This is a genomic window from Pseudoalteromonas xiamenensis, assembly GCF_030994125.1.
Taxonomy (GTDB): Bacteria; Pseudomonadota; Gammaproteobacteria; order Enterobacterales; family Alteromonadaceae; genus Pseudoalteromonas; species Pseudoalteromonas xiamenensis_B.
The window spans coordinates 78,981-94,111 of record NZ_CP099918.1; the positions used below are offsets into that span (position 1 = coordinate 78,981).

At 43.4% G+C, this 15,131-nt stretch carries 11 protein-coding genes; 4 read left to right on the forward strand and 7 right to left on the reverse strand.

What is annotated here, in order from left to right:
• Nucleotides 1–35: 35 nt before the first annotated feature.
• The 3 genes from NI389_RS17470 to NI389_RS17480 all read right to left on the reverse strand — a co-directional run bounded on the left by NI389_RS17470 (nt 36) and on the right by NI389_RS17480 (nt 2,921).
• Nucleotides 36–539, reverse strand: a complete 504-nt coding sequence (locus NI389_RS17470; protein WP_308362676.1) for a GNAT family N-acetyltransferase — start codon at nt 537–539, stop codon at nt 36–38.
• A 60-nt stretch (nt 540–599) separates the two neighbouring features.
• Nucleotides 600–2,084 (reverse strand): FG-GAP repeat domain-containing protein, encoded by a 1,485-nt coding sequence (locus NI389_RS17475; protein WP_308362677.1) that lies wholly within the window; start codon nt 2,082–2,084, stop codon nt 600–602.
• Nucleotides 2,085–2,150: 66 nt separating this feature from the next.
• Nucleotides 2,151–2,921: a tetratricopeptide repeat protein gene (locus NI389_RS17480; RefSeq protein ID WP_308362678.1), complete on the reverse strand. Its 771-nt coding sequence runs from the start codon at nt 2,919–2,921 to the stop codon at nt 2,151–2,153.
• A gap of 196 nt (nt 2,922–3,117) precedes the next feature.
• On the opposite strand from NI389_RS17480, the gene NI389_RS17485 reads away from it, so the two are divergent.
• The 3 genes from NI389_RS17485 (at nt 3,118) to NI389_RS17495 (ending at nt 7,544) form a co-directional block, all read left to right on the forward strand.
• The gene (locus NI389_RS17485) at nt 3,118–4,941 is read left to right on the forward strand and encodes a DUF885 domain-containing protein (RefSeq protein ID WP_308362679.1); all 1,824 of its coding nucleotides are present in this window, start codon (nt 3,118–3,120) and stop codon (nt 4,939–4,941) included.
• A 282-nt stretch (nt 4,942–5,223) separates the two neighbouring features.
• A complete protein-coding gene (locus NI389_RS17490; RefSeq protein ID WP_308362680.1) occupies nt 5,224–6,213 on the forward strand; it encodes an ABC transporter substrate-binding protein in 990 nt (329 codons plus the stop codon).
• Nucleotides 6,210–7,544 carry a diguanylate cyclase gene (locus tag NI389_RS17495; protein WP_308362681.1) on the forward strand — a complete coding sequence of 445 codons (1,335 nt, stop codon included), beginning with the start codon at nt 6,210–6,212 and terminating at the stop codon, nt 7,542–7,544. Before NI389_RS17490 ends, NI389_RS17495 begins: the two co-directional genes overlap by 4 nt.
• 59 nt (nt 7,545–7,603) lie before the next feature.
• Here NI389_RS17495 and NI389_RS17500 read toward each other — a convergent pair whose 3' ends face one another.
• The 4 genes from NI389_RS17500 to NI389_RS17515 all read right to left on the reverse strand — a co-directional run bounded on the left by NI389_RS17500 (nt 7,604) and on the right by NI389_RS17515 (nt 12,431).
• Nucleotides 7,604–8,077, reverse strand: coding sequence for a DUF1203 domain-containing protein (locus tag NI389_RS17500; protein ID WP_308362682.1), 474 nt, complete (start codon nt 8,075–8,077; stop codon nt 7,604–7,606).
• A gap of 402 nt (nt 8,078–8,479) precedes the next feature.
• Nucleotides 8,480–9,991, reverse strand: a complete 1,512-nt coding sequence (locus NI389_RS17505) for a trehalase family glycosidase (protein WP_308362683.1) — start codon at nt 9,989–9,991, stop codon at nt 8,480–8,482.
• Nucleotides 9,981–11,231 carry an MFS transporter gene (locus NI389_RS17510; protein ID WP_308362684.1) on the reverse strand — a complete coding sequence of 417 codons (1,251 nt, stop codon included), beginning with the start codon at nt 11,229–11,231 and terminating at the stop codon, nt 9,981–9,983. Before NI389_RS17510 ends, NI389_RS17505 begins: the two co-directional genes overlap by 11 nt.
• A gap of 195 nt (nt 11,232–11,426) precedes the next feature.
• On the reverse strand, nt 11,427–12,431 hold the full coding sequence (locus tag NI389_RS17515) for a LacI family DNA-binding transcriptional regulator (protein ID WP_308362685.1): 1,005 nt from the start codon (nt 12,429–12,431) through the stop codon (nt 11,427–11,429).
• Between the two features lie 262 nt (nt 12,432–12,693).
• Between NI389_RS17515 and NI389_RS17520 the strand changes: the two genes are divergently transcribed.
• Complete coding sequence (locus NI389_RS17520; RefSeq protein ID WP_308362686.1) at nt 12,694–14,937, forward strand: TonB-dependent receptor; 2,244 nt, start codon at nt 12,694–12,696, stop codon at nt 14,935–14,937.
• The last annotated feature ends 194 nt before the right edge of the window (nt 14,938–15,131 follow it).

The window sequence follows — 15,131 nt, forward strand, 5'->3', positions numbered from 1 at the left end:
TATTGTTCAGGCCTAGCGCCTGAAAGAGTTTCCGTTCATTTTGTGTTAGGAAGGAGGTAAACATTACGGTCTACTCCATCGCTAAACCTCGCTCGGTGTATTATCTCGCCACCAAGTTTTTCAACTAATGCTCGAGCAGCGTCGTTGTTGTCATTCATATACGTTTCAACACGCTCCCACTGCCATTGATTATATGCATAGTCAATCGCGCACAACGAAGCTTCAGTCGCAATACCCTTCCCCCTAAATTCAGGTAAAATCCACCACGTGAGTTCCCTTGGCCAGCCATAACCTTGCCAAAAACCACAGGAGCCAACCATCGCTTGTGTGTCTTTACATTGAATAACCCAGACACCAAACCCCAATAACGCCCATGAGCCCACATCGGCTTTTAGCCTTGCCCACACAAGCTCTTCACTAATAGGTCCGCCATACATTTTTGATGCTATTGCGTCGGTATAAAATTGTCGATATGCATCAAAACAATCCAGACTCGGCGGCCGTAAATAGAACCGGATCGTTTCAAGGGTGGGGATCAAAATAATAGCTTCCTTTGTCTTCGAAAAGTTTTGCGTTCCTAATAGGTATAAATAACATGATTACTTTGCAACCAAAACCTTAATCATGTTTTGTAACGTCGGTTCGTCTAATCGATCATAAACCATGGTTAAATCGAGTTTGCCGTCGCCATTCATATCTTGTGCTTGGATATTACCACCCGCCTGAGGCACGGTCGTTTTAACACGTTCACTGCGGCTGAATTTGCCATCTTTCATGCCATAACGAATACGGATCTCTTCGTTGTTTGCGGTAAGCAAAAGATCTTTGTAACCATCACCATTAGTGTCAGCGACGGCGACAAGCGGCTCTCCAGCTCGACCTTTGCTCAAACTGAAATGCATCTGTGTTTCATAATTGCTGTTTGGCTTTTTATCAAAGCTTTGGTTTTTATTTAGGCGATAAATCAGCACATCTTGGTCAATACTTCCTGACAGAAGCGCTGACACTATCTGTGAAACGCCAATCTCAAAACTCGACACAATGACTTCTTTTTTCTTGTCACCGTCAATGTCTTCCAAGATTAGGCCAGTTAGCGTTCCTTCTGAAGCGATCATCGTATCAGGCTTGTCTGAAAATGCCAGTACGCTGTCCTCTAGTTTACCGTAGTAAAACTCATAGTCATTTTGTCTATCGAGTGCGCCTCTGCTTCGAGTGAACCGGACGACCATATCAGGAATGTCATCACCATTAACATCGGTGATTTTCTCCACAACACGATGACTTAAATTACTCTGGTCTTGTGAATTCCCTGAGTCGTCCAACAAATCCCACCAATTTACGCCATAAATGGTATCATTCACTTTAATTCGGTGCTCCCGAATGTGATTTTTTTCAATTGTGAATTGGTCAACTTGGCCTTGTTCCGTGTAAAAAATAAAAGGCTGCTCACCGCTCACCTTCGACGTAGACGCTTGTTGTACCTCTAGGTCGCGACGAACGATTGAGACCATACTCGGAATGTTTAGGCGATGGCGTTTGAGTTCGGCATCCTTTTTACTTAGCCAAACAGTCAAATAATCGAAATTCGGCAAGGTAATATCTGCAATACCATCCTCATTCAGGTCATCTATAAAGTCGATTCGACTTAGGAAATTACTTTTTTGTACTCGATAAAATGAATCAATCTCTTGATACAGATGCAAGCGATTCGGCTTTCTGTCTGCGGGAAACTCGTAGGAGGCGACGTGCTCACGGCTCAAAAAGAATAGACTTTTTGTTTTTTCAGTACTTGAATCCAACGTATCAATGGCGAAATACTCTTTGCCAATCGCGAATGAATCCAGTACAGCAAGTTTTCCCTCTACGATTCCCACAACACTTACTTGATGTGCGTTGCTTAGCCCGCTGCCCACAAGAATTAATTCTTTTCCAGGATTGGGCGCAACATCGGCGAGTAACGGTGGTTGGCTGACGGCATAAGGTAGTGATAGTACTAGTTCATTAAAAAGTGGCGACTCGGCTGCAGCAGCGCTGTTTGCGAGAAGGCCACTGATTAGCAACGTTAAAATACGTGGTATAGACACTTTATTGCTCCATGTGCGGTTATTGTGTTTTAAGAATCACAAGCGATTGAAAAAGTTCAACATCATTTAGTTTGAGCAATCCGCTGTGACAGCGCATAAATTTTCATAGGCTATGTTCGCCCGCTCTAATCCTTGTTGTCTTGCCTTGTTAAACCAATAGAGCGCTCGCTCTACATCTTGCTTGCCACCGGACCCATCCCTTAGCATCTCACCTAAATTAAATTGTCCCCAACTGTCCCCTTCGTTTGCAGCTTCTTCAAAGGTGAATCGAGCCTGTTCCAGTTCCCCTGTTTGATAAAAACGAATAGCACGCTGGTTATTTTGATTTGGTTTTTCTTTGTGATAATTAAGTGCAAGCGTGGGTCGGTGGCGAACTATTCCACCCATAACGAAAATATCAACGGGCCGATGTGCCTCGTAGAGCGCGCCTGATTCGACGTTAGCGAGCAGCTCTGTAGTGGTCCATTCCTCAGGAAGTGCAGAAAAATAACCATCTATCATCAATTGGTTTAATTGTATCCCGCGCTTAATGTCGCGATATTTGTTGTAGCTATAACGACCTACTTTAAATGTGACCCTGTCATCCGCAACCTCGGTGATCTGATAGATTTTGAACTGTTGCTGGTAGTTAATATCCGGTGTGAGTTTACCTGTGTCTACTATGTAAACATCGTGCACCATAGGTGAGTGAATGACCTCTAACTCCTGCTTTTTGGCATCAGATTGTTTTTGAACTATCCATCCAATGAATATGAGAATGCACAAAACGCCAAGCCCTCGTTTGTATTTTGACATACTTTCCGTTAGCCAATCATGGGCTACAAATATCACGTTCATTTCAAATCCACACTGCCTTTTGGTAAAGCTTACCCAATTAACATGGCTGGCTCAAATCCCTAATATTCATTTAATACTTTGTTTTATATTGCATTTTTAAAAATGTAATTTTTACTTACAAAATGCGAATAGGCTTGATATGTTCTTCACGTTAGATTTGTTAAATATTTGACAACAGAAAGAAGAGAATAAAAAAATGAATCGTGTAGTTAAATGGATAGGTGGTACAGTTGGTGCTGCTGTCGTATTAGGTGGGTGTTTCGCGGCCCACGAGTGGTACGCAAAGAAGCCTTTTTATTTTAATAACCTGCTAAATAGAGAGACGATTAAAATTGCGTTTGAAAGCCCTGAGACACTCACATCTTTGGGATTTTTAGAATCTATTGGCATTAAAGGTCACAATGCACTGCTTGATGACGCAAGCGTAGAAAATGGTAATGCTCTTTTTCAAAAAGCAAAGAACTTGAAAATCGCTATTGATCAGTATGATGACGTAGAACTTTCCAAAGATGAACGCTTATCAAAGCGTATTACTCTTTATCTTCTGAATTATCTAAACGATACAGAGCCATATCAATACCATGATTACCCGGTAAACCAGTTATTTGGAGTACAAAACGGTTACCCTAGTTTCATGCAAGGTCAACATCAAATTGCCGACAAACAAGACGCTGAAAACTATATCGCTCGTTTAAGTCTTGTCGACGAAAAATTTGCACAAGTGTTAGATGGCCTCAAAATACGTGAAGATAAAGGCATTATTCCGCCAAAGTTTGTGATTGTGCGAGTATTGGAAGAAATGAATAACTTCATTTCACAGCCGACAAAAGAGAATATTCTATACAGTTCTTTTGAAGAAAAGCTTTCAAAAATAGATGGCCTTGATCCAAAAGAGAAAGAAATGCTGTTATCTGAAGCTCAGACGCGCATTGAAGATGACGTCACTCGGGCGTACCAATCGTTAATTAGCTATTTCACAACACTTCAGGAAAAGGCAGGTACGGACGATGGATTTTGGCATCTTCCGGATGGTGACAAGGTTTACGCCACCGCGCTTAGATTCTTCACTACAACCGATTTGACGGCAGATGAGATCCATCAAATGGGCTTGTCAGAAGTCGACCGAATTCAAAATCAAATGTTAGAGATTTTATCTTCCCAAGGCTATGACACCTCATTGGGGTTCAAGTCTGCAATGGACCAACTTGTTGCAGATCCGAATAACTACTATGAAGACAGCAAAACAGGTCGAGAGCAAATCCTAACGGATTATCAGGCAATTTTGGATGAAATCAATAAAGGAATGGATGAGACATTCCGCATTCGCCCAAATGCCGGTATGGAAGTTGTTCGTATCCCTGAATTTAAGGAGAAAACGGCGCCTGGTGCATACTACGAGCCACCAGCACTGGATGGCTCAAGGCCAGGTCGTTTTTACGCTAATCTTTATGATATTAAGGCCACACCAAAGTACAGCATGCGAACTCTTGCGTATCATGAAGGTATTCCGGGCCACCACTTTCAAATTGCGGTGGCAATGGAACTAGAAGGAATGCCTTTAATCCGACGCATTTCACCTTTTACAGCGTATATTGAAGGTTGGGCACTGTACGCCGAGCGACTTGCTTGGGAAATGGGTTACCAAAGTAACTCGCTTGATAATTTAGGCCGTTTACAAGCGGAGCTATTTAGAGCCGTACGTTTAGTTGTCGATACTGGTATCCATGCTAAACGCTGGACGAGGGAAGAGGCAATTGACTATATGGCGAACAATACTGGTATGGCTCTTTCCGACGTGACAGCCGAAATTGAACGTTACATCGTGATGCCAGGTCAGGCAACGTCGTACAAAGTGGGCATGATGAAAATCTTAAGTCTGCGCGAAAAGGCGAAAATGGCGCTAGGGGAAAAATTTGATTTAAGAGATTTCCACGATGTCGTACTTAAAAACGGCGCAGTGCCTTTGGCAGTGCTTGAAGAGCTAGTTAACGACTATATCGCTGAAAAACAACAACGCTAAACCTCATCGTTAAATAACCACCTTTCGGATGTTGCTTCACATGTCGCTCTCCCAAGGTGGTTTCCAACTTTCCCTTTCCAACTGTAATTGCACACGCTCTTCGAGTTCAATGTGTTACTTCATGTAAGTTCATAACAACCTCACATCGACACCCTTGAGTCACCTAACGAACAGTAGCCCACTTCGCTACTCACCCAATCTACCTTTCTGTTTTGAAAATAAGCGCTATAGTAAAAGAGACGTAATGGATTAATTTTCAGGATGATCGGCTTGATGCTGTATATGCGCATGTTCGTATTATTAACATTGTTCTTAAACCAAGCTTTTGGTCGTGAACAAATTGAAACCTCGGGGTACAATCCTTCAGATCCTGTGCCTACCGTTTCTGTGGCCGTTTCATTGACCCCTCTCTCAGCCCCGTTTTTTATCGCTGAAGAATTGGGCTTTTTTACACAACAAAACATCAACGTAAAACTGCTTCCTTGCCAAGGGGGCGTGGCCTGCGCCGAAATGCTCTTTAATCAACGAGCGGACTTAGCGACTTTCTCCGATTCAGTTGTGATGTTTCAAGGTTTTAAATCGCCTGTTTTTTCTGTGATCACTACCTTTGTGAGGACTGACCGTGATTTGCGCCTTCTAACATTAAAAAAGCATGAGATAGCCTCAATTTCCCAACTCGTCGATAAAAAAGTCGGTGTCGTCAAAGCCAGTGCGAGTGAATTTTACATTGACTCAATGCGTATCTCTCATGCAATTGATAAAAGTCGTATTCAGAAAGTATATTTAAAACCGGATCAGCTCGGTAATGCACTGCTGTCAGGACTGGTTGACGCAATCTCCGTTTGGGAACCTTGGGGTCATCAACTGGAAGTGAAAGCCAGCCAAAATGTCGCAGATCTAAGCCTTAAAGGTATTTACAGTTTGTCGTTCAATTTAAGTGCACTTAAGGAGTCCGTCGAAAAACAAAGAAAGGGTTATTTGCGCGTACTAAGCGCATTGGAGATGAGCATTAACTGGATGACTGACCACCCGGATATGGCCAAGATCCTTATTGCCAAACGATTGAATGTTGAATCCGTGGAACTCGCCGAAATGTGGGAAAGCTACGCGTTTCGTCTATCGCTAAGCAACTCTTTGCTATCAGAACTCCAACTACAAGCTCGATGGGCAAAAGATGAAGGGTTGGTTAAGGGGCCAGCACCAAAGTTTAGGAACTTGATCGATAACTCATTCCTAAAACAGTTAGCAGAAATGGAGCATGCAGGGCCATGATTAATTCCATTTCCAAAAAACTGACCGCATTATTTATCTGTTGTGCTTTACTTGTCTCCGTCACCAGCATTGCTTTATGGAACATTGGCTTTGAACAAACCAGTGCGAAACAGCAGTTTGAAAACATTACCAACATCCACAAAGGCGTCGATTTACTCAGAAGCCAACTTTGGACATTCTTGCAGTTTGGTGATCGTAAAAGTTTGCAACGAGTCAAAGCCTCGCAACTCGATTTAGAGCAATTATTACAAAAATATTCGTTGTCGACCTCGAACCTGAAAACACTAAGACGGTTAAATGAAAATCTTGCACAATTGGTAAATCATGAGCAATCACTTATCATCAAAGACGTCATTGATAGTCAAAGCTCTAAACTTATCGTCGACGCGCGCTTATTACTCCATGCCAGATACAATATTTTAATGGAAGAAATGGCCGAAACGCTGATTTATGAACAGCGACAACTGGTGCGTGTCAGCGCTCAGGAACAAAATCGCAGTCTATGGAAAACCAGTTTACTGCTCGTGACCTTTACCTTGATACTGAGCCTCATAGCACTGATCATTTTGAAACGTTTTAGACGTGGATTTGCCGTCATTTCAGATGGCATTGATAAGCTTGCGAAGGGTGATCTCGTTAGCCGTTTGTCCTCACCAAATCGTGATGAGGAATTCGTTGAATTGATTGATGTTTTTAACCAAATGAAAGCATCTCTCCAAAAATCAACCGTGACCAAAGAAGAACTCGAACGCGAGGTGCAAAAACAAACCGCCTTGCTGCAAGAACAAAAAGAACGATTGCGATTTTTATCTGAACGAGATCCCCTCACAGGGATCTACAATCGCAGGGCTTTTAGTGCCCAACTTGACCAAACGGTTGCTCGCGCAAGTCGTGCTGAACTTTCCCTTGCAGTACTGTTTTTTGACCTCGATAAATTTAAAGAAATCAATGACAACAAGGGTCACCAAGCTGGAGATGAAATTCTAGTGCAGATTGCTAAAAGACTGCAAAACAATATTCGTCGCTCCGACTTTTGCGGTCGTTTCGGCGGGGACGAATTTATCGTGTGTTTAAACCTTGAGAAAGATTACAGCGGCGTTCTGTCTAAATCCCAAGAGTTGGTCGAAGCGTTGTCCCAACCAATCCACTACTGCAATGAGCTCATTCGCGTTGATGTGAGCATTGGCATAAGCCTCTACCCCAAAGAAGCACAAGACCCTGAAACACTTGTAAAACTTGCTGATGAAGCGATGTATCAGGCAAAAGAGGTCGAGGGCACACATTGCTTTTGCAAAGCGCTATCCCCATCCCCTAAGCGTAAAGTTCAGTAAGCATTTTACTAATGGCGCAAACAAAAACGGTGCCACCAGCAATCTTGACATCGACTTAATTACACTCGTTCAACAGTACAGCAGAAACATCCTGGTCCCGCAAAGTGAAGTTGTAAATAAGACGCTTCTGTGTGACCGAGTTGCTTTTGTATCTCTTCTGACAACTGAGTTCCTTCAGTAACCGAGTGGTTGACCATGATATTTTTTGTATTGTATGCCCGAACCGATAGTAAGCGACTTTGCAACATACTCGGAATTTGGTTTACCTCAAAATGGGTCGACTCTGCACCTTCACGCACTAAAATTGTCCCCATTGCTTTATAAGGCGACTTCACATTATGATGCCAATAAGGAAGAAATAACACTCGCTCGCCTTTTTTCGCATCAGAAAGTGTGACACGACATGGATAGCCCCGCTCTTCTTCAACTTCAATCCATTTTGCATCCAGCAAACTCAACTCGCGGTCTGTCATTTGCATCAATGGTAGAAATTCTTCTGACGGCAGCGACTTTATACGAAAGTTCACACTCATAATTTAATCCTTATCCTGTCCTTTTACACCGTGTTGAACGGTGAGACGAGCACTACTATTATTTGATAATTCCAACGACATGGGCTTAGCTGACAATCACATATCCAATGACACAGGCGAAAAACCATCACCGATGATCATGCCTTTAAAATTTTGTCGCATGTTGACCTGTATCAGTTTTAGGGTAATTCCAACTATTCGGAGCTGTTTTAGCAGTAAAAAGTGAATGGTGTATGAACTTTAAATGACAAATTGAAAATGATTGCCATACCTTGAACTAGATCCCAAAGGTGTTGTGGCTAAGGTTTGTATTTATTCGGATGAACATTTATAGCTAAAAAGACGAAAAGGTACAATCCGCGTGCGTTACACAGAGCACACGCGCAATGTAATAACTTTGAGTTATAGATTATCAAGCCATGTGTCAGATGCCGATTCACTTAATCGATAGAAACGCTGTGTAACCCCATTTGTCCAACCAAAGCCTTGTTGAACTAGGTATTCCCCGCCACTTGCGCGTATGCCAAGTTCACAGACATTGTATTTTTCGAGCAAACATCCATGACGCTTAAAATCCAATTCGATCATCGAAAGCCATCGATGCATCACGGTTCTAGCAAGTAGCACTTTCCCAAATCGAACTAGACCACTCACAGCAAACCACTGTAATGGCGCCCAACCATTTGGGCTATCCCACTGCTCATGGGTACGATTAAGTGTGGTCACGAGGCCTCCTTGCCTTAAAAAATCGCGCTCTATTCGCAAAGACATGTGATGGGCCTGTGCTTCATTCGCAATTTCGGCAAACAACATCACCACCCCAGCAAGCGACAATACCGACGTACGCTTAGCATGTCTGAAGTTAAAATCCATAAACCACTTCTGCTCAGCATCCCAGCAAAACTCTTGTAAAGCATTTGCTCGCTGTAATGCCAGTTCATTAAAGTGAGTGGCTTCAGCGTGACGATGTAGGGCATTCAAACACTGGCTGATTTGCTTCTCTAACATATAGATCAAACCATTTAAATCGACTGGCACGCGTTTGGTCGTCGCAATGGTCGAAAGCGAATGTTCATCGTCAAACCAGCGAGAGCTAAAGTCCCACCCAGATTCACAAGCTGCACGTACTTCTCGGAAAAATTCAGCCTTTTGTTCATCTGGAAGTTCGCTTGCCAATTCCATGTCCTCACGAAACGATTCTGGCCGAGGTGTTGTTTCGTCATCCCAATAACGATTCAACAGCGTACCAGATGGCATTCGCACCACTCGATTTACCGCAGGCCTCAATTCAGACACTTCTTGAGAGCCATTCATCCAAAATTGATACTCACTAACAAGCGCCTTCGTGACCTTATCTAGCCACGTTTTATCTTGAGAATAAACAGGCCACAACAACTGCACCATGAGCGCGGTAACAGGCGGCTGAGAGCGAGACAAATAATAGCTGCGATTGCCGTTCGGCACGTGCCCAAATGTATTGATTAGTGCGATGAAGTTATCAAGCATTGCCGCCACAAGTTCAGACCTACCCGCATCCATAAGGCCTAGCGCCGTAAAGTAACTGTCCCAATAGTAGATTTCATTGAAACGTCCACCAGGCACGATGTAAGGATGGGGCAAAGGTAAAAGACTCCCCTCACCTTGCGTTCGTTGGGGTCTTTCTAATCGCGTCCAAAGTTCTGAAATATAGTCTTTAACCGTGCTAAATTGTGGGAGTTCTTCAAGTTCAGGCGATTGCGGAAAACCAAAGTGATTTTCAACAAATCGTCGTAAATCGGTTGGTCTTTGGTTTTCGAACGCATCAATGGCATGCTGCCAGCTTACTTTCGGTATTGCATCCGCAAACGTTTTGCAGTCTTTAAAGAGATTCGAGCGTTGAACCGCTATAAACAACTCACTGTGTTCAAATTTCATTCTCAAACTTCCTTACCGTAACGTTCATATCGGGTGGTTTGACGGTTGAAAAAAACAGCGTAATGAGAATACCCGCTATAGGAACGAGTGCACCATAGAATGCCTGTTGACCACCAAATTTTTCAAACACAACACCTGTTAACATTGAGCCTGTCGTGCCACCTAACGCAGAAAAAACCACAATAAGCCCTGTCATAGCGGCATGTTGATGTTTTTCTAGACTACTCAACATGACCGAATTAATTAGAGGGTAAATAGGGGCCATTAAAAACCCTATCATTGGCATTAAGTACGCCGCTGCTGGGGCATCAAATACTGAATGAATCACGCGAGGTTCAATCGAATGTGTCAGTGGCAACGTCAGCAGAATGAGGATTGCCATACCGAACAAAGCGCAATTTAAAAATGGATACCAACTCACCTTTTTTAGGATTTGCCCGGCGCACAAACGCCCAAGCGCCAAACTGGCGGCAAATAGACTCGTGAGTTGGACACTCACATCAACAGGCAAGTGAAGAATTTCATTGTTAAAGGTCGGTAACCAAGACCCTACGCCTTGCTCGATAAGCACATATAAAAACGCACTTAAAATAAAGACAAGGACAAGCGGCCTAAACGTCAGTTGTAGCATATTGAAAAAAGCGTCCTTATTGGAGACGTTCTCTGGAACTTTTGGTGATTCAATTGAGGTTGTGAACACGGTTAATGCCACGACGCCAATCATCGCAGCAAGCAGATAGTAAACATTTAACCAGCTCGTCTGCTCACCTTGCGTTTCGAAAAATGCGGCGAAAATCCAATAACCGGAGAGCACTCCAACCATGAATATCCCTTCGATGGTATTCAATAAACTCGAATGCGCTTTTTTGTCATCTGTAATCTGGCCAATTAACGCATAAACAGCGACTTTAACCACGGCAAACGCACTGCCAATGGCGGCAAACATCAACTTAATTGCCCAAAAATGTCCGATATTTGGAATAAACGTCGCGACCAAACCAACTAAACTAAGCGCGCACAGTAGAGCAAACTTGTAACCAACCCTTGGTATAAACGAGGCGACTAGAAAAGACACGATAGCAATGGGTATGTCTTTAAATCCTTCTAGCGTTGCAGCTTGTGTTTTTGTTACGCCAAAAGTCTGAATGGATTGCAATATTACGGTCCCTACGCTGTTTAGCAAAATAGCAAACAGGAAGTAACACATCGCAATGGCAAAGATGATTCTTATTCTTTTCATTGTCTATCTCATCAACAGTTACTTCATTCAGTCTAGCCAGACTTTCAACCCAATGCAAACGTTTGCATTTAATTTTGAAAATCGGTCGTCATTTCATTTTGTTATCTGAATTCAATGGATAAAAAGGGCTCGTGAGCACGCAGTGAAGCTGGCGAAAACACTCAATGTTGTTATTTTTACTTTATTTTTAATCACTTAACTTGACTGTCGTTGGATAAGAGTAATATCAACTTGTTCTGATAGTGGACTTTCCCCGGCCAATTGCTGCAATAGTTTTTGCACCAAAAGTTCTGCCGCTACTTTGGTATTTTGTGCAATCGTTGAAAGGGAAGGATGGCTAATGTCGGCCATCGCAATATTGTCAAAACCGACGATACGTACATCATTGGGCACACTGACATACCTTTCTTTTAACGCTTTCATCGCGCCGAGCGCAACCATATCTGAACAGGCAAAAATCCCATCAAAAGTCAGACCTGACTCTCTAAGTTTTTGATTTATAATTCCATATGCGGCGTCACTGGTAATATCAATTCGAACTAAGTCTGCCTTCGCGTGGTGTGCTGATTCGAGGGCTGCTAGGAAACCACGGTACCGCTCTCCCAGTTCAGCATGCGCAGGTTCGCCAAGAAACAACAACTTCGACGCCCCTTTATTAAGTAAGTGCTCCGTGGCGGTTTTACCTCCAAGAAAGTTATCACTACCAACAATAGGGTAATTGCTCTGTGTTTTAGGATCACCCCAAACGACCAAGGGCGTTCCTTGCCTTGCTGCTCTTTCAATTTTTTGCTGTTGCTTTCCTTGCCCGACAACAATCAATCCATCAGCCCTTCGACCAGAAATAAAGTAACCATGCCAATCATCTCCAGCCATATACGAATTAGACAAAAGCAGTTCATAACCTTGCTTATTAACGGCAAGATTGATGTCGCTCACTACTTTAAGCAAAAATGGATCGTCTATCGACTGTTCGGTTTCTTTTTCTAAATTAATAATAACCGCAATGACATTGGTTTTTTGCAAGCGCAACCGAGAGGCCGCTGCATTCAAGCTAAAATTATGATCTTTAGCCAGTTTTTGAATTTTTTCACGAGTTTCTTGCTTGATGAGTGGATTGTTATTTAATGCTCTAGAGGCGGTAGAGGTCGATACGCCAGCCAACTTAGCAAGACTTGCCAACGTTACTTTATTTCCTGACATACCACTCCTTTTGACCTTAACTACTTGGAATAAAACAGCTTCATTTTAGTGGGTTGGTGACAGATGGCAATCATTAAAACGAATTGTTTCATTTTTGTGCTTTTATGCGCAAAAAATTGTTTGCAAACGTTTGCATAACGTTCTATTTTAAATTTAAGCCAAGTGCAACACCTCAAAAAATGAGCAATGGCTTCCCTTGAAATCGTCCAAAACGAGGTGATTTCAAGCGAGAACACTATGACAACAAAAGGGGAGAAATCCAGTGAGCAAACGTTACGCCTATACTTTGCTTGCGTCAGCAATCACGGTCGCCTTGTGCAACCCTGCTGTCGCAGAAGAGAACAAAAATAACGAAGTTGAAACTATCGTCGTCTCAGGTACACCTGGCGGTCGAGGGATCCGTAAAGTTGATGCACCTTTCGCCGTGACCAATCTTGATGCGGTGAAAATAGACAGACTTGCGCCAAAAAGCACAGCTGATCTTTTGAAAGCGATCCCTGGTGTTTGGGTCGAAAGTTCTGGCGGGGAATCGGGTGCAAACGTGTTTGTTCGTGGTTTTCCTGGCGGCGGTGATGCCCCGTTTCTAACACTCAGTCTTCAAGGTTCACCCATTTACCCTGCCCCGACCTTATCCTTTTTGGAAAACTCATCCATTTTCCGTCTTGATGAAACCATTGCCATGATGGAAGGCTTACGAGGTGGTCCAAATCCGGTTGTATCAAATGGCCAACCCGGACTCACTACAAACTTCCAACTAAAGCGTGGTAATGAAGAAACAGAAGGCACCTTCAAATACACAACGTCAGACTACGGATTACAACGCGTTGACGCTGTTTTAAGCGGAGAGTTAAGCAAAGACTTGTATTTCATGATTGGCGGCTACGTAAAGCGTTCGCCGGGGATCCGTGATGCAGGATTTACCTCAGAAAAAGGCAATCAGTTTACAATCAATCTGACGAAAGTACTCGATAACGGTGAGATTAACGTTTATACCCGTCAAACGGACGATACAGGCGCTTGGTACCTTCCTACACCTCTAAACATTGAAGGTGTCGATGCTGGGTATACCCAATTGAGTGGGGCTAATCGTCAAGCAACGATTTACTTTGGGTCAGGTAATGAAGCGATGGAAGTTGACTTGGGCAATGGCCGTGGTTGGGATGGTCATGTCACTGGGGGAAGCATCAAGTTAACGCTCGCAAACGACTGGGAGTTTGTCGATCGCTTCAACCTCACCCAAGGTAATGCGAACACCTATGGCCTAGTGCCTGCGGGAGCGGCATCAACGCTTAGTATGGTTGAAGGTATTGATGGAATCGTAACCGGCTCGGTCTCAGGCCTTGAATACGATGGTAACACCAACGTACAAAAATTCGGCCGTTGGGTAGTCCTTAAGGACATCGAGGCATTTACAAATGATTTGGCCTTTTCAAAAGCATTCGGCGATTTAAACAGCTCATTTGGTATGTACACCGCAACGACTTCTGCGAAGGATTGGTGGAGTTTAGGTAATGCCGCGTATCATGTGCTTGGCGGTAACAAAGAAATGCTAAACGGTATTGCTTGTAACAGTGACGTGGCTGGATGCGATTTCAACTACGATATCAATTCCACAGGCGATGCAAAAACACTTGCGTTTTACATGACGCAGAGCTATGCCGCCACTGAGCAGCTCACACTAGACCTTGGCGTGCGTAGCGAAAAACATGAAGTCGATTATTCAGTTGATGAAGACTTAAATGGCACTATCGACAAAGCAGTCAATTACAACGCTCGAAAAACGTCTTGGACCTTTGGTGGTAACTACAAACTAGATGAACATAGTGGTTTGTTTGTGCGTGTCAACAAAGGTTACAAAATGCCTTACTTTGATGATTTCCGAGATAACTTCGGCGCCTACCAAGGAGGCGAAAGCCTAATCAAAGAAGTGACACAGGCTGAAGTAGGTTATAAGTATATGGGCGACAGCTCTGACTTCTTCGCTACCTTATTCACGAACGAAGTAAAAGGCGACACGTTTGTACGTAAACCAGGTGACCCTGCTGAGATCTTAACCAACGAAGCAACAGGCGTTGAGTTCGATTACAACTACAATCATGAATCTGGGTTGTCGGTTAATTTGAACGCAACCTGGCAAACAACTGAAATTACCGATAGCCCAACCAATGAAGGTAACGAAGCACAGCGTCAACCAGCGTGGCAGATGCGTGTTACACCAAGTTACGAGTTTGAAATCGACGGCATGTTTGCAACAGTTTACGGTACGCTCAGCGCAGTTGATGACCGCTATGGTGACAATGAAAACACAGTGGTTCTTGAAGGTTATGAGAAAATTGACCTAGGCTTTACCCTCGAACCATCAGAAGGCATTCGTCTACAAGTAGCTATCGATAACCTGACTGATAAACAAGGTATCACCGAAGGCGATCCTCGTAATGCGGACGCACCAAATGGTCGTTATATCATGCCAAGAAGTGTGAAATTTAGCGTGGCATATAGTTTTTAATCATTCAGCGCCGATTGGACGTGGCAATGCCTTTTTTTGCTTCGTCCGGTGAGGCTGAAACATTTCCCTTGAAGCAACTTTGATTATTGCGACACGAGCCGGACACAATCTCCTTGGCTCTCAAAGCCCAGCCTGAATTTTTTCTTGCTGGGCTTTTTATTCTTTAGTAACTATATATACTTGCAGCTTATTTT